The sequence below is a fragment of the Allobosea sp. P4_E12 genome (assembly GCF_056401655.1).
Genome location: NZ_JBFUIY010000048.1, coordinates 1 through 21638, shown reverse-complemented (window position 1 = coordinate 21638; position 21638 = coordinate 1). Strand labels below are relative to the sequence as shown.

Sequence of the window (21638 nt, the reverse complement as noted above, 5' to 3'; positions counted from 1 at the left end):
GGCTATTTGAAGTACTGCTGGGCCTCGTCGGGCGTCACGACCGCAGTGACAGACCAGTAGCCCGGCTTGCCCTCGGCCTGCTTCAGAGCCGCCGGCAGGCTGGCATTGTCGACGAACGGAATCGGGATGTAGATGGCGTTGCCATACTGCCCCTTGAACACTCCATCCTTGAACTCCTTACCCATCAGGCGCAGCACCGCGACGTTGAGCGCCGAGGCCATCACGCCCGGCGGATTGACCGAGGCGCCGGAGTTCAGCTTCTGCTCGGACCAGCGCGTCAGGAAATCCTTGCGGATCTCGCCGGTCGCAGCGGTCTGGTCCTTCTTGCCGACAGCGTCGATCGCGCGCCAGGCGCCATCCGCCATGCCGTCCTGCACCCAGACGCCGTTAAGCGCCGGATAGGTCGCGAGCAGGTTCTGCATCGCCTGCTGACCCTTGGCCTGGTCCCAGTCGGCATTGGCCTGGTTCAGCACCTTGATGTCGGGATGCTTGGCGAAGACCTCCCGATAGCCCGCGACCCGCATCTCATTGGCGGGGTGGCCGGCGATGCCGTTGATGGTGACGATATTGCCCTTGCCGCCGAGCGCCTTGGCGAGCCACTCCGCCGATTTCACCGCCCAGTCCTTCTGGTCGATGCCGACATAGATCGCGTCCTTGGACGAGACCTCGGCATCGGTCGACACGACGAGGATATTGCGCGCCTTGGCTTGGGCGAAGACCGGGTCGAACGCCGTCGGGCTGTTCGGGTTGATGATGATGGCGTTGACGCCCTGGTTCACGAAATTGCGGACATGGCCGATCTGGCCTTGCACATCCACGGTCGAGCTCTGGACCACGACCTCGACATTGACGCCCTTCGCCTTCCAGGCCGCGGCCGCGGCCTGGGCCTCCTCGATCATCTGCGTGCGCCATTCGCTGCCGACCCATCCGTTCGACAGCCCGATCTTGTAGGATTGTTGTGCGCTCGCCGCGCCGCTCATCGCGAGCACTGCGGCAGCCGTCAGAAGTCCCCTGCGGGTTGTGATGCTGTTGATCATCGTTTCCTCCCTTGTCCCGTATTAATCGGGACTTTGGGCAGGATGTAATCGATTGCATCGAGCGTCAATACGCCAAAGGGCTGGTCCGACGCCCCTAATGGGCGTCCTGGGATCAAAGCGGCGCCGTGAGGCGGCAAGGCCGCGCGATCAGCGCGGACCGCGACGAAGCAAGGGATGCCCGAGGGCACCCCTTGCTGAAGGTCTGGCAGGATCCGTCCGGTCAGAATTTGACGGCGAAGGTGCCCTTGACAGTCTGTTCGATCGCATGGGCGCTGTACTGGCCGCCATAGGACAGGCTGAGCGTCGCATTCGGCGACACGGCCAGATCGAGCCCGGCATCGAGGACGGCCGCGTTCTTCGCGATCGGGATGCCCGTGATGCTGAACGGGGTGCCGCCGGCGAAGGACAAGGGCGAGGCTGGTGTGACGTCGCCGAAGGCGTGCCGCCAGGCGAGCGCCCCGCGCAACTCGAGCCCCATGCCGTTCACGGTCACGGCCGTCGATGCTCTCAGGCCCAGGGTCGTGAAGGCGGTGCTCATATCGGAGCTGCGACCGACAAGAGCCGCTGCCCCGCCCCGCTCGGTAAAGCCGTCGCTCTGCAGGTTGACATAGGCAAGGCCGGCAAAGGGCTCGAGCGCGACGCGCCCGGCATCGATGCGGTAGCCCAGTTCGCCGAAGACCTGCGCGGTTGCCGCATTGTAGTCGCTCCTCAGCCGGTCGGAGAAACCGGTAAAGGAGACGGTGCGATCGACCGTGAGGTCGTGCCAGCTATAGGCGGCGCCGGCGCGCAGCCCGAGCGCACCCCATTGGCCGCCGCCATAGAGACCGAGATGATAATTGTCGCTGTTGCCGGAGGAGATCCGGCCCTTCGCCTCGAAGGTCGAACGGCTGTAGCCGCTGTAGAAACCGACGCGCCAGTTGTCGAAGACCGCGGCATCGGCGCCGAGCAGGAAGCCGCCGCTTGAGCGGGAGAGCTTCGACACGCCGCCCTGGGCCTCATTACGGCCCCAGGAGCCAAAGCCCTGCCCCCAGACCGCGAAACGGTCGCTGGGAACGAGCCGCGGCATCGGCCCGGTGACGGGCGCTGCCATATCGGCCGTGAAGCCATAGGTCATGACCGGCTGCTGCGCCGCCGCGACGGTCCCGAACGCCGACCTCAGGCGATCGATCGCCGTTCCGCGCACCACAGTGCTGTCCTCGACCAGGATGGCCTGCGCGGAAGCATGCACTTCGCCCGACAGGGCGTCGAACGCCTGGCGCGCCGAGGGAGCATCGAGTTTGACGATGGCATCATAGACCGGATTGCCGGTGCCGAGCCGTTCGCCTGCCGTGCCCAGGCTCGTCTGGTTGCGGGTCTGGCCGACGCTGCCGAAGGAGACATCGTTGCGCGCGATCGTCAGGTAGGTTTGCGCGGCATCGTAGCTCAGGCCCGGGGTCAGGAAGGCGAAATTGCTGGTCACCGAGGTGAACTGGCCGGAAACGCCGCCTGCTGCATCGAAGAGTTTGAAGCGCGCCGAGGGCGGCATCGCGCCCGAGATGGCCGCGATCGCGAGCGTGGCGCCGGAGACCGTGATCGTCCCGGTCGAGATGATCTGGTCCGACTGGCCGCCGCCATTCACCTCGACCTGATAGATCGAACCCGGCGCGAAGCTTACGTTGCCGTTGACGGTCAAGGTGCCGATGGAGTTGCCTGGCGCGACAATACCCCCGCTGAGCACGTTCAGCCGACCGATCGTACCATTGCCGCCAAGCGTCGCGCCGCTTTCGACGGTCACGGCGGAATTGGCGAGCGAGCCGTTCACGGCGAGCCGCCCAGCCGCGATCGTGGTGGGGCCCGACAGCGTGCTGGTGCCGGTCAGGTTGAGCGAGCCGATGCCCGTCTTGGTGAAGCGGCCGGTACCGTTGATGGCGTTGGCGAACCGGGCGTCGCTGCCCTGGTCGATCACCAGGGCGGCGTTGTTCAGGATTGCGCCGCTGCCGAAGCTGGTTGCGCTGCCGCGCAATGTGCCGGCCGTGATCGTCGTGCCACCGGAATAGGTGTTGACGCCGGTCAGGTCGAGCGTGCCGGTTCCAAGCTGCTTCAGAGCACCTGCCCCGGAGATCTGGCCGGAGAAGGCGACCATGTCGGATCGGTTGAAGGCCAGCGTGCCGCTATTGGCGACATTGCCGCCGATCGCCCCCGTCGTGCCGCCATCGCCGATCTGCAAGGTGCCGGCGCTGATCGCTGTGCCACCCGTGTAGCTGTTGACGCCGGTCAGGATCAGCGTGCCCGACCCCATCTGGGTCAGCGCGCCCGAGCCGGATATGGCGCCTGCGAAGGTCACGCTGTCCGAGCGGCTGAAGGCGAGCCTGCCGTTGTTGACGACAGCACCGGTGATCTCGCCCGTCGTGCCGCCAGCACCGACCTGCAAGGTACCAGCCGAGATCGTCGTGCCGCCAGTATGGCTGTTCGCTCCGGTCAGGACGAGCGTGCCCGCGCCAAGCTTGGTAAGCCCGCCGGCGCCGCTGAGCGCCTGGCTCAGGGTGAAGCTGTTGGCCGCATCGGCGATGTCGAAGCCACCGCCATTGCTGCCCCAGCTCACAGCCCGGCTGGTCGCGGTGAAGCTCGTGCCGGTCACGCGCAGGACGCCGCCGTTGAAGACCAGACCGCCGGCCGCCTGCCCCAGATTGCCGTCGGACGAGACCGAGAGCGTGCCAGCGTTCAGCAGCGTGTTGCCGGTGTAGCTGTTGGTGCCGGAGAGGACGAGCGTGCCGAGATCGGTCTTCACCAGGTCGCTCGCACCGGTCAGGTTCGATGCGATGGTGGCGACATAGGAGGCGCCGCCCGAGGTGCCGTCGCCGACACGGATGATCGCCTGCGCGCCGCTGAGGGTAACAGTACCGCCCTCGATCCTGTAACCGTCCGCTGCGAACTGCATGCCCGTCGCCGAGACCGTGCCGAGGCTCGTGTCGACCGTGACGATGCCGCTCGTGCCCTGGAAGACCATGAAGCCCGGGGCCGGCGCCGCCGGGCCATTGATGCTGCCGTTTTGGTCGGTCCAGTTGCCGCTGGTTGCGCTCCAGATTCCGGCGCCGCCATCGATCGCGCCGTTATTGGCGTTGCCCGCCGCGCCGCCGTCCCAGAATTTCAGGGTGAGGCCGTTGCTGTTGACCAGGTTGACCTGGCTCGTGACGGAGGTCTGCACCGAGAGATCGCCGGCCGAAACGCCGCTCGGCAGCGTGCCCAGCGTCAAGCCGTTATTCGTCAGCGTGCCACCATAGTTGATCAGGCGGTAGATGCCGCCGCCGAAGCCGCCGGCATTCGCGACATTGAGGGTGCCGGCCAGCGTGAGATTGCCGGTCACGTCGACGCGATCGCTGCCGCTCCCGGTCGGGAGATTGGGCAGGCCGAGATCGAAATCGAGCTGCGAACCGGAGGACAAGGTCAGCGCACCGACGCTGAGCGTGCCCGTGGTCAGGGTGCCGGGATTGGCGCCAGGTGCCAGGCGCCCGCCGCTGGCGATGGTGACCGCGCCGGCGATCGTGCCTGCACCGGCCAGCGTCGCGCCGCTCTGCACCGTGACCGCCGTGTTGCCGAGCGAGCCCGACACCTCCAGCGTGCCGCCGCTGACCGTGGTCGCGCCAGTATAGGAGCTGGCGCCCGAGAGTTTGGTGACGCCCGTGCCGCCGGTACCACCGGTCGTTTCGAAACTGCCGGTGCCGCTGATCGCGCCAGCGATCGTGATCGCGTTGTTCTTGTCGATGACGAGGGCGCCGGCATTGGCGATGGCGCCGCTGCCGAGCGAGCCCTGTGCGCCGCCGCTGCCGACCTTGAGCGTGCCGGCCTCGATCACGGTGCCGCCGCTATAGGTCATGCCATCGCCGAGGACCGTCGTGCCGGTGCCGCGTTGAGCGAAGCTGCCTGCACCGCTGACGGCATTGGGCATCGCATAGATATCGGAGCGCTTGACCGCGAATTCGGCGCCGGACGCAACCGTGACCGAGCCCGCGATCGAACCCGCCGCGCCGCCATTGCCGATCTGCAATGCGCCGGCATTGACGGTGGTGCCTCCCGTATACGTGTTTGTGCCGGTGAGGATCGTTCGTCCGGTGCCGTTCTGCTCGACCGAGCCCGCGCCGACGCCGTCGGAAACGACGTGGCTGAAGATGTATTCGTTGATGCGGTTGAAGGCGAGGACGCCGCTATTGCTGACATCGGTCGCAAGCGCGCCAGCCGTTCCGGCATTGCCGATCTGCAGCGTGCCGGCAGCAATCGTCGTGCTGCCGGTAAAGGTGTTGTCGCCCGTCAGGGTCAGGCGGCCCGTGCCCGTCTTGGTCAGCGAGCCCGCGCCGCTGATGGCGCCGGCAAAGATCGAATCGCTGGTCGTGCCCGCGCTGAGCGCCCCGCCCGAACCGAGCTTGACCTCGCCTGCACCGCTGAGGGCGCCGATGCCTTGCGAGAAGCCGCCAAGGTCGAAGGACGCTCCCGAGGAGACCGAGACATCGCTGCTCGTGTTCAACCGGTTGTTGCCGCCGAGCAGCAAGGTGCCGGCGGCGATGGAGGTCGGGCCGGAATAGGTGCTGGCGCCGGTCAGGGTCAGCGTGTTGCTGCCAAGCTTGCGGAGCGCGCCATTGCCGGAGATCACGCCCGCGAAGCTGGCAGCGTTCAGGTTGTCGAATTCGAGCGAGCCGTCATTGAAAACAGCGCCACCGACCGAACCATCATTCGTGCCGTCATTGCCGATCCGCAGCGTGCCGCCGGTGGTGATGGTCGTGCCACCGGAAAAGGTGTTAACCGCCGTCAGCGTCAAGGTGCCGCTGCCGGCCTGGGTCAGTGAGCCGCTGCCGCTGATCACGCCAGCATAGCTAAGATCGTTCGTGCGCTTGAAGCTGAGCGCGCCGTTGTTGAGGATGTTGCCGGAAATCGCGCCGGTCGTGCCGCTGTCGCCGATCTGCAGGGCGCCGACGCTGATCGTCGTGCCGCCGGCATGGCTGGCCGCGCCGGTCAGGATCAGCGTGCCCGCCCCGCTCTTGGTCAACGCACCCGTGCCGGAAATGTCACCGGCGAAGCTCAGGCTGCCGGTGCGGTTGAAGGCGAGCGCGGCATTGTTGACGACATTGCCGACGAGCGAGCCGGTGCCGCTGCCATCGCCGATCTGCAATGTGCCACCGCTGATCGTCGTGCCGCCGGTGAAGCCGTTGGCGCCGGTCAGCGTGAGCGTGCCCGTGCCCGCCTTGGTCAGCGAACCGCCGCCGATGATGCCGCCGGCGAAGGTCGAGGAGGCATCGGCGTTGCCGACCGTCAGTGCGCCGCCCGTACCGAGCTGGACCGTGCCGGCGCCTTCGAGCTTGGCGAGGCCCTGTGCCCTGCCATCCATGTCGAAGGTCGCGCCCGACTGGACCTCGAGGTCGCCATCGCTGCCCAGCCGGTTGTTGCCGCCGAGCTTGAGCGTGCCGGCGACCACCTTGGTGCCGCCCCGATGGGTGTTCTCCCCGGTGATCGTCAAGGTGCCCGCACCGTCCTTGGTGAAGGTGCCGCGATCGCTGCCGCCGTCGAAGGCCCCCCCGGCATAACTGCTCGTGCCGGCCGTGTTGAAGACAAGGCTGGTGCGGACATAGATATTGCCAGCGATGCTGCCATCGGTCGTGCCGTCGCCGATCTGCAACGTCCCGAAGCTGACGGTCGTACCGCCGGTATAGGTGTTGTTGCCTGTCAGGATGAGCTTGGCGTTGCCGGTCTTGGTGACCTGGCCGGAGCCGGAGATGTTGCCTGCGAAGATGTAGTCGTCGCTGCGGCTGAAGGCGAGCATGCCGTCATTGACGACATTGCCCAGGATCGAGCCGGTCGTCGTGCCCGAGCCGATTTGAAGCGTCCCGCCGGAGATCGTCGTCCCGCCCGTATAGGTATTGTCGCCGGTCAGGACGAGTTGGCCGGCCCCGCTCTTGGTAAGCGACCCGGTGCTGGAGATCACGCCGGCGAAACTCGACAAACTGGACGTCCTCAAGACCGTCAGCGCAGCGCTGCCGAGCTTGACCTCGCCCAAGCCGTCGAGCCCACCGATCGTCTGCGTGCGGCCGTCGAGATCGAAGACGCCCGCCGCGCTGTTGATGTTGAGCAGGCTGTCGCTGGAGAGGGCGCCGTCGGCGCCCAGTTTCAGAGTGCCGCCATTGATGTTTGTCGCGCCGGTGCTGCCGATGGCACTCGTGAGCGTCAGCGTGCCGCTGCCGGCCTTGGTTAGAGCGCCCGTGCCGGTGACCGTACCGCCATAGCTGATGCTGCCGGAGGTGTTGAAAGCCAAGGTACCGTTATTGATCACGGAGCCGAGGATCGTGCCATCGGTCGTGCCGTTGCCGAGCTGCAAGGTGCCGGCTGAGATCGTCGTACCACCGGTATAGGTATTGGTGCCGGTCAGGATCAGCGTGCCTACACCCGTCTTTGCCAGAGCGCCGGCGCCCGCGAGGCTGGCGCCGATCGTGCCGGCCGACAGGTTGAAGGCAGTCGTGGCCGTGATCGAGCCTGTTCCGGTGACGCTGCCGCCGGTCATCGTGAACGTCCCGACACCGAGATTGTAGCCCGCGGCGACATTGACCGTCGCGGTGCCGCTATTGGTCAGCGTGCCGATACCGGTCATGTTGCCGCCGGTCAGCGAAAGCGTGCCGTTATTCTGGTTGTTGATGTCGCCGGTGACGGCGACATCGCCGCCGAGCACCTTGATCTGCCCGTCATTGTTGATGCCCTGGCCGGCCGACAGCACCGCCGACCCGGTCGGGCCATTGAAATTGATCGTGCCGCCGCCCTGGTTGTTGATCGCGCCGGCATCGATGACGCTGCCGCCCACACCGACATCGATGACCGCATTGTTGTTGAGCGTATTGCCGATGCCCTTCAGGGTCGCCCCAGTGCCTATGCTGATCGTGCCCGCGGCGTTGTTGATGGTCTGGGCGCTGAGCGTGCGCCCGGCGCCGATCGTGGTCGTGCCGTAGTTTGTCAGAGTGGTGATGCCGGTGACATCATCGGCCGCGGTCGCGCCGCTCACCGACATGGCGACGCCGCCATTGACCTGGATCGTGTTGTTGAAGACGCCGGCCAGCGTGGTGGTGCCGCCGAGTTCGATCGCGCCGATCGAGCTGCCGGCGAGCGCCCTGATGCTGTTGGTGCCGCCGGTGATGATGATGGCCGTCGACGCTGCGCCGTTCAGGCCTCCGGCACCGCCCAAGGCGCCACCCGCGATCGTGCCGCTATTGATGATCGTCAGGTTCTGCCCGATGATTCCGTAGCCGCCGGCCTGTGGCCGGTAGGGTTGGGCGTTCTGGAAATCGGTGCCGCCACCGCCGCCCTTGATGGTGCCTGTATTCGTGATAGTCAGCCCGGCCGAGCCGGTCGCGGTAATGCCGTTGCCGCCTCTGCCGCCCGCTCCGTTGCCGGAGGGGTCGGTGAACGGATTGATCGCTCCGTTGGATGAGCCGCCGCCGCCGCCATTGCCGCCCGTGATCGTGCCGGAATTTGTGAGGTTCGCGCCGGTTCCGGCGATGATGCCGGAGCCACCACCGCCGCCGCCGCCGCCGCCGCCATAGGAGTAGTTCGGCATGGAATTGTAGTTTCCGCCGCCGCCATTACCGCCTTTGCCGCCGGTAATGGCGGCGCTGTTGTTCAGATCCGCGTTAAGGGCCAGACCGGCACCGCCGGCTCCGCCGCCGCCGCCACCGGCGCCCGCTGCATAACCGCCGCCACCGCCGCCCGCACCGTCGGAGCCGCCACCGCTCCCGCCCCGGTTCCCCTGACCACTGGTGCTTCCGCCGCCGCCGCCGGGAGCCGTCGCACTGCCGTCTCCGTAGGCGCCGCCGCCTCCGGCGCCGCCTGCGGTAGCGCCATTCGGCGCGCCGCTGCCATTGCCGCCATTGGCTCCGGTGTACTGTGCCAGCGCTGGCCGCTGCGTCGCCGCCAGCATGGCCGGCATGACCAGCGCCGTGCAGGCAAGCAGCACTGCGCGACGCCTGCGCCAGTGGCGCACCGGTGCGACACCCTGATCAGCCCGTTTGGCCTCGGGAGCAGCCCCGTCATCGATGCCTGTTCCGGCCAGCCGAACCCGGCGCCCCGTCTCGATCTCTGCGGTCATGGCGAAGCCCAAATCCCCCCAGGCGCCGAGCGCCCCAGTCCTTGATGCAACCCCGGATTGCGAGGTCGCTTACGTCGTCTCACTCAGCGCCTGTCAGGGCGCCGTCGGCCAGAACACACATCAGATCGGCAGCGAGCGCCGTCTCGCGCCGCTCATTCCCAGTCCGCCGCTTGACGCGCGGCCGCGCCGGAGGCGCGGAGCAGCAAACAGCCGACCCATCGTCTGAAAATCACGGGAGCGGCTTCCACGATCACGCCGCACATGCGCCTCGCCCGTTTGCCCCGCGAATGGCCGAAACCCTCGCCCGGGTGAGTATCGTCGGCACGCCAGGCAAGCAGGGCTCCCTCCCGGGCCGATCGCCCGCGCTCCGCCTCACCGGCGAAGCCTCCATGACCATCACCGCCGCGAGCACGAAGCAGGAACTGCCGCTGCGACAGTCCGGTCTTACCAGAACGTCCGGACGGGACCAGACGGGCACAGCCTCCCGATGTGAACGGTCGTTAGCATTTGAAGGGATTTATGATTTCGTCCCGGCTAAAGGTGCGCCACGGGGCCGATCGGGGCCTTTCGGGAGCCAGACTCCATCGCGCCGACGACCGGCGAAACCAGAGCTGCAGGACGCTGCCGGATGCCCGGCGCCCAGCACATCTGCAAGACGCCACGGCGCGCGTGGGCCCGATGCGGATCACCGGGATATCCTGTCGCCGGCGGCCATCCCTGCATGCGCAAGGCAGGCGTTTTCGCGCAGGCAGACACGGCAAAGTGAGTACCGCGACGCTGAAAGTCTGGTGAAAGGTTCGGGGTCTAACGCTTACGGCGTCACGGTTCAGCCAATCCTCCGCGAAAGGAGGAAGGAAGCGTGGCAGGAAACCAAAACCAAGGAGCCGGCCCATGCGTGCCCGCATTCTAACATCGTCGATTGCCTTCGCCGCGCTTCTGGCCGCAGCCGGATCGGCGCTGGCTGCCGACAAGGTCACCATCATGGTGGGCGGCTATGAGAAGCAGATCTACCTGCCCGCGAAGCTCGCGGAGAGCCTGGGCTATTTCAAGGACGAGGGGCTCGATGTCGAGCTGCTGAACGAGGCCGCCGGCGTCGACGCCGAGAACGAGATGCTGGCCGGCGCGGTTCAGGGCGTCGTCGGCTTCTACGACCATAGCGTCGACCTGCAGGCCAAGGGCAAATATGTGATGTCCGTGGTGCAGTTCAGCCAGGCACCGGGCGAAGTCGAGCTCGTCTCGTCCAAGTATCCCGACGTGAAGTCGATGGCCGACCTGAAGGGCAAGACCCTCGGCGTGACCGGGCTCGGCTCCTCGACCAATTTTCTGACGCAGTACCTGATGATGAAGTCCGGCGTGAAGCTCGGCGACTTCACCTCGCTTCCGGTCGGCGCCGGCACGACCTTCATCGCGGCCATGCAGCAGGACAAGATGCAGGCCGGCATGACGACGGAGCCGACGATCTCGCGCCTGCTCGCCACCGGCGAGGCCCGGGTCCTGGTCGATATGCGCACGGTCGAGAAGACCAAGGAAGCGCTCGGCGGCACCTATCCGGCCGCCTCGCTCTACATGCAGACGGCCTGGATCGAGAAGAACAAGCCGATCGTCCAGAAGCTCGCCAACGCCTTCGTCAAGACACTGCGCTACATCAATACCCATGATGCCGCCGACATCGCCGACAAGATGCCGAAGGACTATTACGCCGGCAACAAGGAGGCCTACGTCAAGGCGCTGGCCGACGGGAAGGCCATGTTCACGCTCGACGGCGTGATGCCGCAAGGCGGCCCCGAGACGGTTCTCGCCGTGCTCTCCGGCTTCTCGAAGAACATCCAGGGCAAGCAGATCGACCTGTCGAAGACCTACACCACCGAGTTCGTGAAGAACGTCAAATAGGTCCGACACTCCCGGGCGATGACGTGAGGCCATCGCCCGTCTTGCCTGCCTTTCGCCTCTTGCGATCCGCGAACGCCGGCCGGCCGGCGAAGGAGAAGCCATGTCCGCGACCGCTCCCGAAGAGAGCCCGGCGATCGAACTGATCAATGTCAGCCGCCGCTTCCTGACGCCCGACGGCCGGTCGATGACCGCGATCCGCGACTTCAACATGAGTGTGGCGCGCGGTGAGTTCGTCGCCGTGGTCGGCCCGACCGGCTGCGGCAAGTCGACCACGCTGAACCTGGTGACCGGCCTCGCCCGCCCCTCGAGCGGCGAAGTCCGCCTGTTCGGCGAACCCGTCGACGGTATCGATCCGCGCATCGGCTTCGCCTTCCAGACCGATGCGCTGTTTCCCTGGCGCAACGTGATCGACAATGTCGTGGCCGGCCCGCTCTTCCGGGGGACACCGCGCGAGGCGGCCTATGCGAAGGCCAGGCAATGGCTGGCGCGCGTCCACCTGACCGGACATGAGACGAAATACCCGCACCAGCTCTCCGGCGGCATGCGCAAGCGCGTCTCGCTGGCGCAGACCTTCATCAATGAGCCGCAGATCCTGCTGATGGACGAGCCCTTCTCGGCCCTCGACGTTCAGACGCGCGTGCTGATGCACGACGTGTTGCTCGACCTCTGGTCGGAGGCGAAGGCCTCGGTCGTCTTCGTGACGCATGACCTGGAAGAAGCGATTGCGCTCGCCGACAAGGTCTATGTGCTGACCTCGGGGCCCGCGACGGTGAAATCGGTCTATCCCGTCGATTTGCCGCGCCCGCGCGTGGTCAGCGAAATCCGCTACGAGCAGGATTTCATCGCCCTGTCCAAGACGATCTGGGACGACCTGCGCGACGAAGTGCAGCGCGGCGCCGCCCGCGACGAAGCCCGCGCAGCCTAGATCATCGGACCGGATACSGTATCCGGTCCGATGATCTAACCATCTGTGATTGCATCGGCTTTCCCGAAAACCGCAATCCACTTTTCGGGCCGATTCCAGGGAGCATCAACATGGCCGATATCGCAATCGCCTCCGGGCCGGTCTATCGCGCCGGGACGTCCGACGCCGAGATCGAGGCCGCCGCCGCCAAGGCGGCACGCCGCCGCACGCAGCTCGTCCTGTTCTGGCGCTGGGCCATCCTGCTCGGCTTCCTCGGCGGCTGGGAGATCGGCGCGCGCACCGGCATCATCGACGAGTTCTTCTTCTCGAGCCCGAGCGCGATCTGGTCGCGCCTGGTCGAATGGATCTTCGAGGGCACGTCGGAAGGGCCTCTCTGGTTCCATCTCTGGGTGACGATGGAGGAATCGCTGATCGGCTTCGCGACTGGCTCCGTCGCCGGGATCGTCGTCGGCATCGCGCTCGGCCGCAACCGCATGCTGGCCGACATCTTCTCGATCTATATCAAGGTGATCAACTCGATTCCTCGCGTGGTTCTGGCACCGATCTTCATCATGGTCTTCGGGCTCGGCCTCGCCTCCAAGGTCGCCCTGTCTTTCGTCATGGTGTTCTTCGTGGTCTTCGCCAACGCCTTCCAGGGCGTGCGCGAGGCCGACCGCAACCTGATCGCCAATGCCCAGATCCTCGGTGCGCGCGGCTGGCAGCTGACGCGCTCGGTGGTGATCCCCTCGGCGATGAGCTGGATCTTCGCCTCGCTGCATGTGAGCTTCGGCTTTGCCATCATCGGCGCGATCGTCGGAGAATTCGTCGGCGCGCGCTACGGCATCGGGCTCCTGATCAACATCGCCAAGGGCTCCTTCGACTCAGCTGGAATGTATGCCGCGATCGTCGTGATCATGGTTGTCGCCCTGCTGGCCGAATACCTGATGACCCGACTGGAGCGCAGCCTGGCGACATGGCGGCCCGCCCCCTTGCAGGACACGCACTAAGACACGGGCAGCGACAGAAAAGGCCTCGCCCGGTCGGCCGACCGGGCGAGGCTCATTTGTGATTGGCGATGCCCGGTTCAGCCTTGGTCGGTCAGCTCTGGCCCGGCGTCGCTGCCGGCAGCGACGGAAGCATGACCTCGGCTTGCAGGCCCGGCCCGGCGGAGCGATTGGCGAGCGTGACTGTGCCGCCATGCGCTGCGGCGATCTCGCGCACGATCGACAGCCCGAGGCCTGTGCCGTCCGGCCCGGCGCCCGGCAGGCGGTAGAAGCGCTCGAAGACCTTCTCCCGCTCCTCTTCGGGGATGCCTGGCCCGGTATCCTCGACGACAAGGCGGATCTGTCGCTGCGCCTGCGACAGGGCGACCGAGACGGCTCCGCCCTTCGGCGTGTAGCGCAGCGCATTCTCGACGAGGTTGACGACGATCTCGCGCAACAGCGTCTCGTGCCCCTGCAGCATGGCCGCTCCGCCCGATAGTTCGAAGGCAAGGTCGATCTCGCGCTCGAAGGCAATCGGCGCCAGGCCCTCCAGGGCCTCGCGTGTCACCGTGGCGAAGTCGACGGGGACCTTGCGCAGGGCCGCACCGCCCGGCTCGGCACGCGCCAAGGTCAACAACTGGTTGACCAGCCGGGCCAGGGCATCGAGCCCCCGGTCGATGGCGTGGAGAGTTTCGTCCTTGGAGGCGATCTCGGTTTCGCGCAAACCGACGGTCGACTGGGTCTTCAGAACGGCAAGCGGCGTCCGCATCTGATGGGACGCATTGGCGACGAAGCGCCTCTGCAGGGCCACATAGCGCTCGATGCGCCCGAAGGCGTGATTGAGCGCGCCGATCAGCGGCCTCAACTCACTCTGCAGATGCGCCGTCTCGACAGGCTGGAGCGAGCCGGGCCGGCGCTCCGCCAGTTCCTTGCGCAGCCCGAGCAGCGGTCCGAGGCCGCGCCGCAGACCGAAGAGCGCCAGGAGCGCGGCGAGCCCCACTAGCAACGCCTGATCACGCACCGAATTCAGCCAGAGATCGGTCACCAGCCGGTCGCGGCCGCGCAAGGTGGTGCCGACGATGACGATGGCATTGCCGCCGGCCGTCTTCGACACGACGGGCTGGGCCAGGGCGACCGCTCGGATGTCGTCAACGCGAAAACGCGCCGAGAAGAACACGGGTTGCAGGTCGCTCGGTGGCGTCGGTGGCCCTGCGACATCGGGAAAGCCCGCGATCAGCTCGCCCGAGGGCGCGATCACCTGGTAGATCACCCGGTCGCGATCCGAGGTGGCGAACATCTCGATCGCCGAGGGCGGAATCAGCGCCTCGACGCTGCCGTCGCTTTCCTTGACCTGCTCCGCGATCACCCGCGCCGAAGCCAGCAGCATGCGATCGGTGACGAGGTTGGCCGTGGAAACCGCACTCCCATGCGCCGTCCAGGCGTTGAAAGCGACGATACCGGCGAGCGGAACCAGCAGCCAGCCGAGAAGCTCGCCTCGCAGGCTCCTAGCCATCCTGCTTCCTCAGCGCATAGCCCAGCCCGCGCAACGTCCCGATGGAAACGCCGGTGCCTTCCAGCTTCTTGCGGACACGATGGACATAGATCTCGATCGCGTTGGAGGTCGCGTCGTCGTCGAGGCCGAATACGGTATCGGTCAGCGTCGCCTTTGAGACGACGCGTCCCGCCGCCAGCACAAGGGTCTCGAGAACCGCGTGTTCGCGCTGGGTCAGCGGCAGGGGCAAGCCTCCCACCGAGAACTGCCGCGTGGTCGTCTCCAGCACGATCGCACCGAAGGCGACCGTCACCAGCCTATCGCTCTGCTTGCGTCGCAGCTGCGCCCGGATCCGTGCCTCGAGCTCGAGCGGGTCGAACGGCTTGACCAGATAGTCGTCGGCGCCGCTGTCCAGCCCCGCGATACGGCTGGAGATCGCATCATTGGCGGTGAGGATGATGACCGGCGTCAAACCCTTGCGAGCCCTGAAGCGCTTGAGGATCTCGATCCCGCCCATGCCAGGCAAGGCCATGTCGAGAATGACGAGATCATAGACCTGGGTCGAAAGCGCAGCGTCGGCGTCGCTCCCGTCACGCACGCAGTCGACGACATAACGGCTCTTGCGCAGCAGGCGAGCCAGCCAATCGGACAGCTCCTGGTTATCCTCGACGAGCAGTATTCGCATTGGATACGCGTTCTCGCAGGCCAATCGGCGGCACGAACCCTTCCGAGCTCCCTTCCTAAACGGTTGGGCCGGGCCCTGTGAAGGAAAAGCCGTGCCGCGGCGTCCGGTTTCAAGGACGCTTCACCGCCCTGCGAGGAGCGGCCGACATCGCCATGCCAGACAGTGATGCGGCGGACAGCGAGGTCGTAACCGCGAAGCGCCCCTCAGCCAACGGCCATCACCTCCAGCTCGCGTTGCTTCACTCGGATCTGCGGGTGGCGCCCGCTGTCGATATCGGCGATCTGCTGCTGCACCTGGGCGATCACCTGGCGAGAGAACGGTCCGAGATGGACGTAGAGCGCGACCATCATCATCACATAGGGCAAGGCCCGGCGGTTATGCGCGAGACAGTCGACCAGCGTCTTCCAGAACTCGCGCCTGACGTCGCCCCTCATCGTCGACAAGCGCCAGAGCAGACGCCAGGACGATTTCAGCTCCTGCCATTCCATGGATTTCGGCAGTTCCAGACGGCGATTGGTGCAATCGAGCATCCGGCCGACGCGCCGAACCCGCCCCAAGAATGCGCCGGGTGCATAGACGGCCTCGAGAACGGCCTTGTAGTCCGCCAGAATGGCACGGCGCGGGCGACTGGTCTCGAAGTTGAGGCCAGCGGTGCACTGATCGCCGAACTGCCGTGCGGGGGCGGTGTCATCTGGTATCTGGAGCCTGCCCTCGCGCTCCAGGCGCCGCGTCAGCTGGGTATTGGGTAGCGCATAGAGCAGACCGACCATGCAGACCGGGATCGCGGTATCCTCGATACAGGCGATCATGTCGCGTGCGACGCTGCCCTTCTCGCTGTCGAACCCGAGGATGAAGCCGGCATTCACGAACAGCCCCGCCCGGTAGATCCTGTGCACGCTCTCCTGCAGGCTGCGCCTTGTGTTCTGCTTCTTCTGCATCGAGATCAGCGTCTCGGAATCGGGGCTCTCGATGCCGACGAAGATCGTGAAGAAATTGGCCTCGCTCATCGCCTGCATCAGGGCGGAATCGTCGGCAAGGTTGATCGACGCCTCGGTCGAGAATTCGAAGGGGAAGTCCTTCTCGGTGATCCAGCGCTTGAGGTCGGGCAGGAACTGCTTGAGCGCCTTCTTGTTGCCGATGAGATTGTCGTCGACGAAATCGACATGGCCGCGATAGCCGAGTGCATGCAGCGCCTCGAGCTCGGTCAGGACCTGCGCGTTCGTCTTGGTACGCGGCACGCGCCCATAGAGCTCGATGATGTCACAGAACTCGCAATTGAAGGGGCAGCCGCGCGAGAACTGGATGCCGACATGCAGATAGCGTTCGAATTTCAGCAGATCGAAGCGCGGCGTCGGACTCTTCGTGACATCGGTCTTGCCCATTTCGGACTTGAAGACGCCGGTCCTCGCCCCCGATCGCCAGGCGGACACGAAACCGGCCATGATCTCCTCCGCCTCCCCGAGCACCAGGAAGTCCGCAGCCTCATAGACATGCGGCGTGGAGGTTGCGTCGGGTCCGCCGACGACGACCGGTTTGCGGTGCATGCGGCTCTGCTCGATGATGGCGAGGGTACCCTCCTGCTGCGGCAGCATGCCCCCCGTCATCACGAGGTCGGCCCAGCCGAGATTCTCTTCGGCGAGTTCCTCCGTGTTCAGGTCGACGAGACGGATCTCCCACGCCGTCGGCAACAGCGCAGCGACCGTGATCAATCCGAGGGGGGCGGCGGGATGGAGCGCACCGGCGAGCTCGCATGTCGCCTTGTAGTTCCAGAACGAGCCCGCGTTGAAACGCGGATAGACCATCAAGACCCTGCAGCGTTCATTAGGCATGTTGTCTCCTGCTTCGCGCTTTGACGGGAGGAATGCGGGCTCATCGGCCGACGAGCCTCCAGACGGCCGCGCCTGCGTGCGAAAAACGTGGGGGCCGCGAGACCTTGCTGATTGCCAGGACTTGCTGACTGGGGAGAAGCTTGAGAAATCGCTGCTACCGTCGTTGAGCGATGGCTGCTCGAATGCAGCATTGAGCGGGTGGAAAGACGGACATTGCGTCGCTGCCTCCGGGTTGGCAGGGACATGAGCAGCAAGGACCGTGCCTGGGAGGCCGGTGCTCTCCACGCGTCAAAATGCGATGTTTTCAGCGTTTCCTGAGGGAAACGCCCCTAGGAGCCCCTCAAAACATCAGGGAAGCTCCAAACGCTGGAGCTGCCGCGACCACTCCGTCGCACCAGCTCCGCCGCACTTCCGGCCGTCGCGCTGCGCCTCGTCGTCACCGGCGCCTGGCGACGACAACGAAGGTCTGGCACCGCCTCATCAGGGCCGGGAACCGCCGCCCCAGGGCCTCGACCCGGGCCATGCACAGCGTGTTCAACCAATCGAACCGCCGGAAGACCGGCGGCCAGAGCCCGTACCAATGCACCTCCTCGACCACGAAGCCGTGCGCCTCGAGCAGTGCAGCCGCCTCGTCCTCGCGCATCAGCTTGTTGATCTCGCTCCCGGCAAGACGGTTGCGAACGGGATAGACGAGCCCGACCAGGCTTGCCGGATTGCCATGGAAATTGGCGACGAGGACGCCGTCCTTGACGAGGCATTTCCTCAGAACATCGAGCACCTCCGCACGAAGCGAGGGCTCGGCATTGAGGAAGAAGCGGAAGGCGGTGCAGACCTGCCGGTCGCTGACGGACTCGGTCGCACCGGTCTGGGTCAGGTCGGCCTCGACGAAGCGGATTTCAGGGTAGCGCCCGCGCGCGAAGGCGAGCATTTCCGGCGAAATATCGACGCCGACGATGTCGTCGAACGCCTCTTCATGCAGTTCCAGGATGCGTCCGGTCCCGCAGGCGAAATCGAGGGACCTCGACGCGCCGCGGGCCGCCAGCCTCGCAAATATCTCCCGGAGCAACGGCGCTTCGATCTCGCGCCAGTTGATGGCGTAATAGCCCTCGGCGAAGGTCCTGACATAGCGCCGGCCATAGCCTGCACCGGTCGAGCCCACCCGGTAGGATTCGGATTGCGGGTCGTTCGGCTGGCCCGGACCCCCGCCCCCGCGCGCTCCGCCTCGGGGTTCCCACTCCCAGGTCGCGCCAACGGCCGAAGCATCGCTGTGTCCGTTCACCAGCTGCGACCTGGACCAATGCATCGGGACCGGAGGCACGGCCAGGGCCAGGCCGGGCCTGATCTGGAGGCGCAGGCGCAGGAAGATGGCCAGCGCCAGGTTCAATGCGATCACTGTGGCAACCGATGCCACCGCGGCGCCGGTCAATCCCCAGAACCGGTTCGCCACAACCGTGGCCACGATGTTCGCCCCGGCGCCCACGATCAGCGTCGCGGCTGCAGCCCGCTCGTGCCCCGCCATCGTCATGAGCGACTGCTGCGAGCCGAAAGCGGCCGCTATAACCTGACCGATCAGGAGGATGCGAAGGACGGGGGCCGCGGATTCGAAATCCGGGCCGAGCCAATTCAGCAAGGGCTCTGTGAGCAGGAGCAGCGGAACCGAGATCAGGACCGCCGCCATCAATGACAGCCTGGCGGAGTGGCTCAGCAGCGCCTGAAGTTGCGGTCGATCATCCCCGCCGCCGAAACGCGAGGCCAGAGGCAGGATCGATCGGCCAAAAGCCACCAGGGGGCGCGTCGTCAGCGTCGCCATGCTGAGGGCAATGCCGAAGATACCGGCCTTGGTAATGCAACCCTCGAGGCCGAGCACGATGACACCGGCCCGGTTCAGGACGATCTCGGCGGCGACGATCATCGTAAGGGGCGCGATGGAAGAGCGCCATTCGGTGGTGGCATAATTCGCCACGGCCATGCGGACCGCCTGTGGCCGGACCTCCCGCAGGGTCGGCACGAGCACCATCGCCGCCATCGCCGACCCGACGAGCGTGGAGCCCATGACGAGCGTCGCATCGCGTGGCCACAGATGGTACCAGGCCGTCAGGAAGATCATGCCGAGAACGAGCCCGTTCAGGACGACACGTTCGATCGTGAGGACCGACAGGGCACCGCCGTAGCTGCGCGTCACGGAGCCGCTGATCAGGAGAAGCGTGAGCAGAGGTGTCGCGGCCAGCGCCATCAGACCGGTTGAGATGACCTCCTGCCGAAATGTCCCGGGATACATGGTGATGAAGGTCGCTCCGAGCACGGCGATCGCCACCGCGGTCGCCAGCGTCCTGCGGACGGCATACTGGATCACGCCCCGGGCGAGGCTGCTCTCCTGCCGCGCGAGATAGGCTGGCAGGAGGCGCATCAGCGAAATATTGAAACCCAGCGTGGAGCTGTAGGCGACCACGCTCGCGCAGGCGAAGGCGAAGGCATAGATGCCGTAGCTATGGGCGCCGATGACCCTGGCGGCGAGAAATTCGACGAGAAAGGCGAGAAAGGCCCCGATCAAATAGGGCAGCAGCGCACGCATGCTGGGGAGCGGAATGGCCCGCTGGGGAGCGGCGACACTCCCCGCTGCCACGATCGCGCCCCGAATCGGCACAGCGGGATGAGCCGGACCGGGGCGCGTTGCTGCACGGTCGGCTGCCGCTGCCGCGGCGGATGTGCCGATCGGGGCGCGAACCGGGCGCCTCGCCAGGACCTCCTCGACGGCTGCGTCCAGCGCGCTGCCGAGCGTCGCCTCGTCGTGAAAGGTGAGCGAGATCACCGGCGTCTCGTGCTCATGCAAGAGGCCGTCGGCGCGAGCGATGACGGGCGCCGCGGCGTGGCTCATTCCGAAATCCGTTTCGGGCGTCTCCGAGGGGGCATCGATGCAGATGATCAGATCGGCCTTTGGCACCTGTTCGAGGGCTGCTTCCAGGGTAGCCGCGCTCAGGGCCCAACTATGCGTGGCGAGCAGGCAGACGGTTTGAACGAAGCCTTGTTCGAAGATCACGATCTGGTCCGACCGGGCCGCCTCCGACCAGGCATGGCTCAGGCTCGCATTATAGTTGCGCAGGACGCCGAACCAGGCCGCATTGGCCGGCGGCAGCATGGCGAGGATATCGAAGCCGGGCCAGAAACCGAGCCTGCGACTGAGCGGGAGGACCGCTGCCGCGGCCCATTTGCCAATGCCGCGGTAGACATGCCCGGTGGTTTGGCCCGGGGGGTCGCGGGCCGGATCCCCTGTCGCGGGCCAGTGGCCCTGAATGATCTCGGCAGTCTGGCCGCTCTCGCGGAGCCTCTCGCACAATTCGCTGGCAAAGCTTGCTCTGCTGGCACCGGTGGCGCCGAAAAGATCAATGATCATAGGCCGATACCCTTGCATTGAGAGGCAGTGCCACTGCATTGGGGGCCGGGCGCACTCCGGCGTGTTGACACTCTGCTCCCGTGATTGCCGTCGTTCTGCGGCGATGGCGGCTCCACCCTGACGAAGCAGGGAGACCGTGCAGCAGGCGACCCCGCAGGCCTCCCACGATCGGCGTCGGTTGTTCGTCGCGCATCGGATCAACCCTGTCTTCGGCGGCCGGCTGCGGGATTGACCTCAACCGGCTACGCCTGGGGCGCGGCCAGTTCATCCTTCGAATGAACGAAGCCGGCGTCGATTGCGCCATGGCGGCGCCTCGGCGCAGGGGCCGGAACGGGCGGCCGGACAGCCAGGAAATGCCGGGTCATCCTTCGTTCGGAGGATGCCGAGCGCCTGCCCGGCGCGTACCAGAGACAAGCTTGGCTCGCTCGGGCGCAGCTGACTTTTGAAATCGAAGCCCCGAGCGGGAGGAGTCCTCGTTTCTTGTGCGACCTGGACGCCGACCGTGGGCGCCTCGGCTCCAGATCCTCGCATGCGTCTCGATGACCGGATGGTCGCATGAGGCGAGAGCTCGGGCTCAGCGGCAACCGAGCCTCGGTGGGTACGCAGGATGCCGGCTCGGGCGCCCCGCCTGCCCTGTTGTCAGGAGCGTTCCAACAGCTTCCGACGCCTGGAGCGGGTGACAAGCCCCCAAGCATCCGCAGGCGAGAAGCCATCGGCGATTCACCCTGGGAGATTGCGATGCCGGTCGTTCAAATGCGTCCATTCAGCTATGATATCTGTGATCACTCAACGGCGGCCGAGGTCGAGCGCATCAAATCCGCCTATGCGAAATATGCGGAGAGAGATCGCGGAAACCCGGACAGGGAGAGACGCCCCGGGCGCCTGCGCATGGTGCGCGATCGCGATGTCGCCCTGTACAGGTTGCTCGATCGGGAGGCTGCCCCTCCCCTCAAGCAATATCGTGTCCTGGACCTGGGCTGCGGGACGGGGGATCTGGTCCGCCGTCTGCAGCGCTACGGTTTTCCCAACGACCGCCTGTTCGGGATCGACCTGCTTCCGGAAGCCCTCGCGACCGCCAGACGAAAATGCCCGGACGTGTCGTTCACGGAAGCCAATGCGGAGAATGTACCGTTTCCCGACCAGCATTTCGATTTCATCCTGGTCTTCACGATGTTCTCCTCGATTCTGAGCCCCCTCATGGCCAGGAACGTGGCGCGCGAGATCAATCGCGTCCTGACCCCGAACGGGGTGATCATCTGGTATGACATGCGCTATCCCAATCCCTGGAACCGCAATGTCAGGGCCATGACACGGCGCCACATCCAGGAACTG

Annotated in this window: 10 protein-coding genes; 4 read left to right on the top strand and 6 right to left on the bottom strand. The window is 66.0% G+C overall.

Features of this window, described 5'->3' with window-relative positions; translation table 11 throughout:
• Positions 1-2: 2 nt before the first annotated feature.
• Together AC1DW9_RS32930 and AC1DW9_RS32925 are read right to left on the bottom strand one after the other, a co-directional pair.
• Positions 3-1037 carry a substrate-binding domain-containing protein gene (locus AC1DW9_RS32930; protein WP_476775920.1) on the bottom strand — a complete coding sequence of 345 codons (1035 nt, stop codon included), beginning with the start codon at positions 1035-1037 and terminating at the stop codon, positions 3-5.
• 220 nt (positions 1038-1257) lie between these two features.
• Positions 1258-9132, bottom strand: a complete 7875-nt coding sequence (locus tag AC1DW9_RS32925; protein ID WP_476775921.1) for an autotransporter-associated beta strand repeat-containing protein — start codon at positions 9130-9132, stop codon at positions 1258-1260.
• A gap of 891 nt (positions 9133-10023) precedes the next feature.
• Here AC1DW9_RS32925 and AC1DW9_RS32920 point away from each other — a divergent pair.
• The 3 genes from AC1DW9_RS32920 to AC1DW9_RS32910 all read left to right on the top strand — a co-directional run bounded on the left by AC1DW9_RS32920 (position 10024) and on the right by AC1DW9_RS32910 (position 12933).
• Positions 10024-11022, top strand: a complete 999-nt coding sequence (locus AC1DW9_RS32920; protein WP_441508220.1) for an ABC transporter substrate-binding protein — start codon at positions 10024-10026, stop codon at positions 11020-11022.
• A 100-nt stretch (positions 11023-11122) separates the two neighbouring features.
• Entirely contained in the window at positions 11123-11947 is an 825-nt protein-coding gene (locus AC1DW9_RS32915) for an ABC transporter ATP-binding protein (protein ID WP_476775922.1), read from the top strand.
• Positions 11948-12057: 110 nt separating this feature from the next.
• Complete coding sequence (locus AC1DW9_RS32910) at positions 12058-12933, top strand: ABC transporter permease (RefSeq protein WP_476775923.1); 876 nt, start codon at positions 12058-12060, stop codon at positions 12931-12933.
• Between the two features lie 91 nt (positions 12934-13024).
• Here AC1DW9_RS32910 and AC1DW9_RS32905 read toward each other — a convergent pair whose 3' ends face one another.
• From AC1DW9_RS32905 to AC1DW9_RS32890, 4 genes are all read right to left on the bottom strand, one after another.
• The gene (locus tag AC1DW9_RS32905; RefSeq protein ID WP_476770010.1) at positions 13025-14422 is read right to left on the bottom strand and encodes a sensor histidine kinase; all 1398 of its coding nucleotides are present in this window, start codon (positions 14420-14422) and stop codon (positions 13025-13027) included.
• Positions 14415-15086: a response regulator gene (locus AC1DW9_RS32900; protein ID WP_441493846.1), complete on the bottom strand. Its 672-nt coding sequence runs from the start codon at positions 15084-15086 to the stop codon at positions 14415-14417. The genes AC1DW9_RS32905 and AC1DW9_RS32900 overlap by 8 nt, the downstream gene beginning before the upstream one ends.
• A 203-nt stretch (positions 15087-15289) precedes the next feature.
• Positions 15290-16915 carry a B12-binding domain-containing radical SAM protein gene (locus AC1DW9_RS32895; protein WP_441508224.1) on the bottom strand — a complete coding sequence of 542 codons (1626 nt, stop codon included), beginning with the start codon at positions 16913-16915 and terminating at the stop codon, positions 15290-15292.
• 436 nt (positions 16916-17351) lie between these two features.
• On the bottom strand, positions 17352-20306 hold the full coding sequence (locus tag AC1DW9_RS32890; protein ID WP_441508225.1) for a methyltransferase domain-containing protein: 2955 nt from the start codon (positions 20304-20306) through the stop codon (positions 17352-17354).
• A 738-nt stretch (positions 20307-21044) separates the two neighbouring features.
• Here AC1DW9_RS32890 and AC1DW9_RS32885 point away from each other — a divergent pair.
• Positions 21045-21638: class I SAM-dependent methyltransferase (locus AC1DW9_RS32885; protein WP_476855314.1), on the top strand; the 594-nt coding region annotated here is incomplete at its 3' end.

Excerpts from the sequence above, each read along its gene's own strand:
- AC1DW9_RS32915 (WP_476775922.1), top strand. The coding sequence starts at position 11,123 with ATGTCCGCGACCGCTCCCGAAGAGAGCCCGGCGATCGAACTGATCAAT.
- AC1DW9_RS32895 (WP_441508224.1), bottom strand. The coding sequence starts at position 16,915 with ATGCCTAATGAACGCTGCAGGGTCTTGATGGTCTATCCGCGTTTCAAC.
- AC1DW9_RS32900 (WP_441493846.1), bottom strand. The coding sequence starts at position 15,086 with ATGCGAATACTGCTCGTCGAGGATAACCAGGAGCTGTCCGATTGGCTG.
- AC1DW9_RS32910 (WP_476775923.1), top strand. The coding sequence starts at position 12,058 with ATGGCCGATATCGCAATCGCCTCCGGGCCGGTCTATCGCGCCGGGACG.
- AC1DW9_RS32920 (WP_441508220.1), top strand. The coding sequence starts at position 10,024 with ATGCGTGCCCGCATTCTAACATCGTCGATTGCCTTCGCCGCGCTTCTG.
- AC1DW9_RS32930 (WP_476775920.1), bottom strand. The coding sequence starts at position 1,037 with ATGATCAACAGCATCACAACCCGCAGGGGACTTCTGACGGCTGCCGCA.
- AC1DW9_RS32890 (WP_441508225.1), bottom strand. The coding sequence starts at position 20,306 with ATGATCATTGATCTTTTCGGCGCCACCGGTGCCAGCAGAGCAAGCTTT.
- AC1DW9_RS32925 (WP_476775921.1), bottom strand. The coding sequence starts at position 9,132 with ATGACCGCAGAGATCGAGACGGGGCGCCGGGTTCGGCTGGCCGGAACA.
- AC1DW9_RS32905 (WP_476770010.1), bottom strand. The coding sequence starts at position 14,422 with ATGGCTAGGAGCCTGCGAGGCGAGCTTCTCGGCTGGCTGCTGGTTCCG.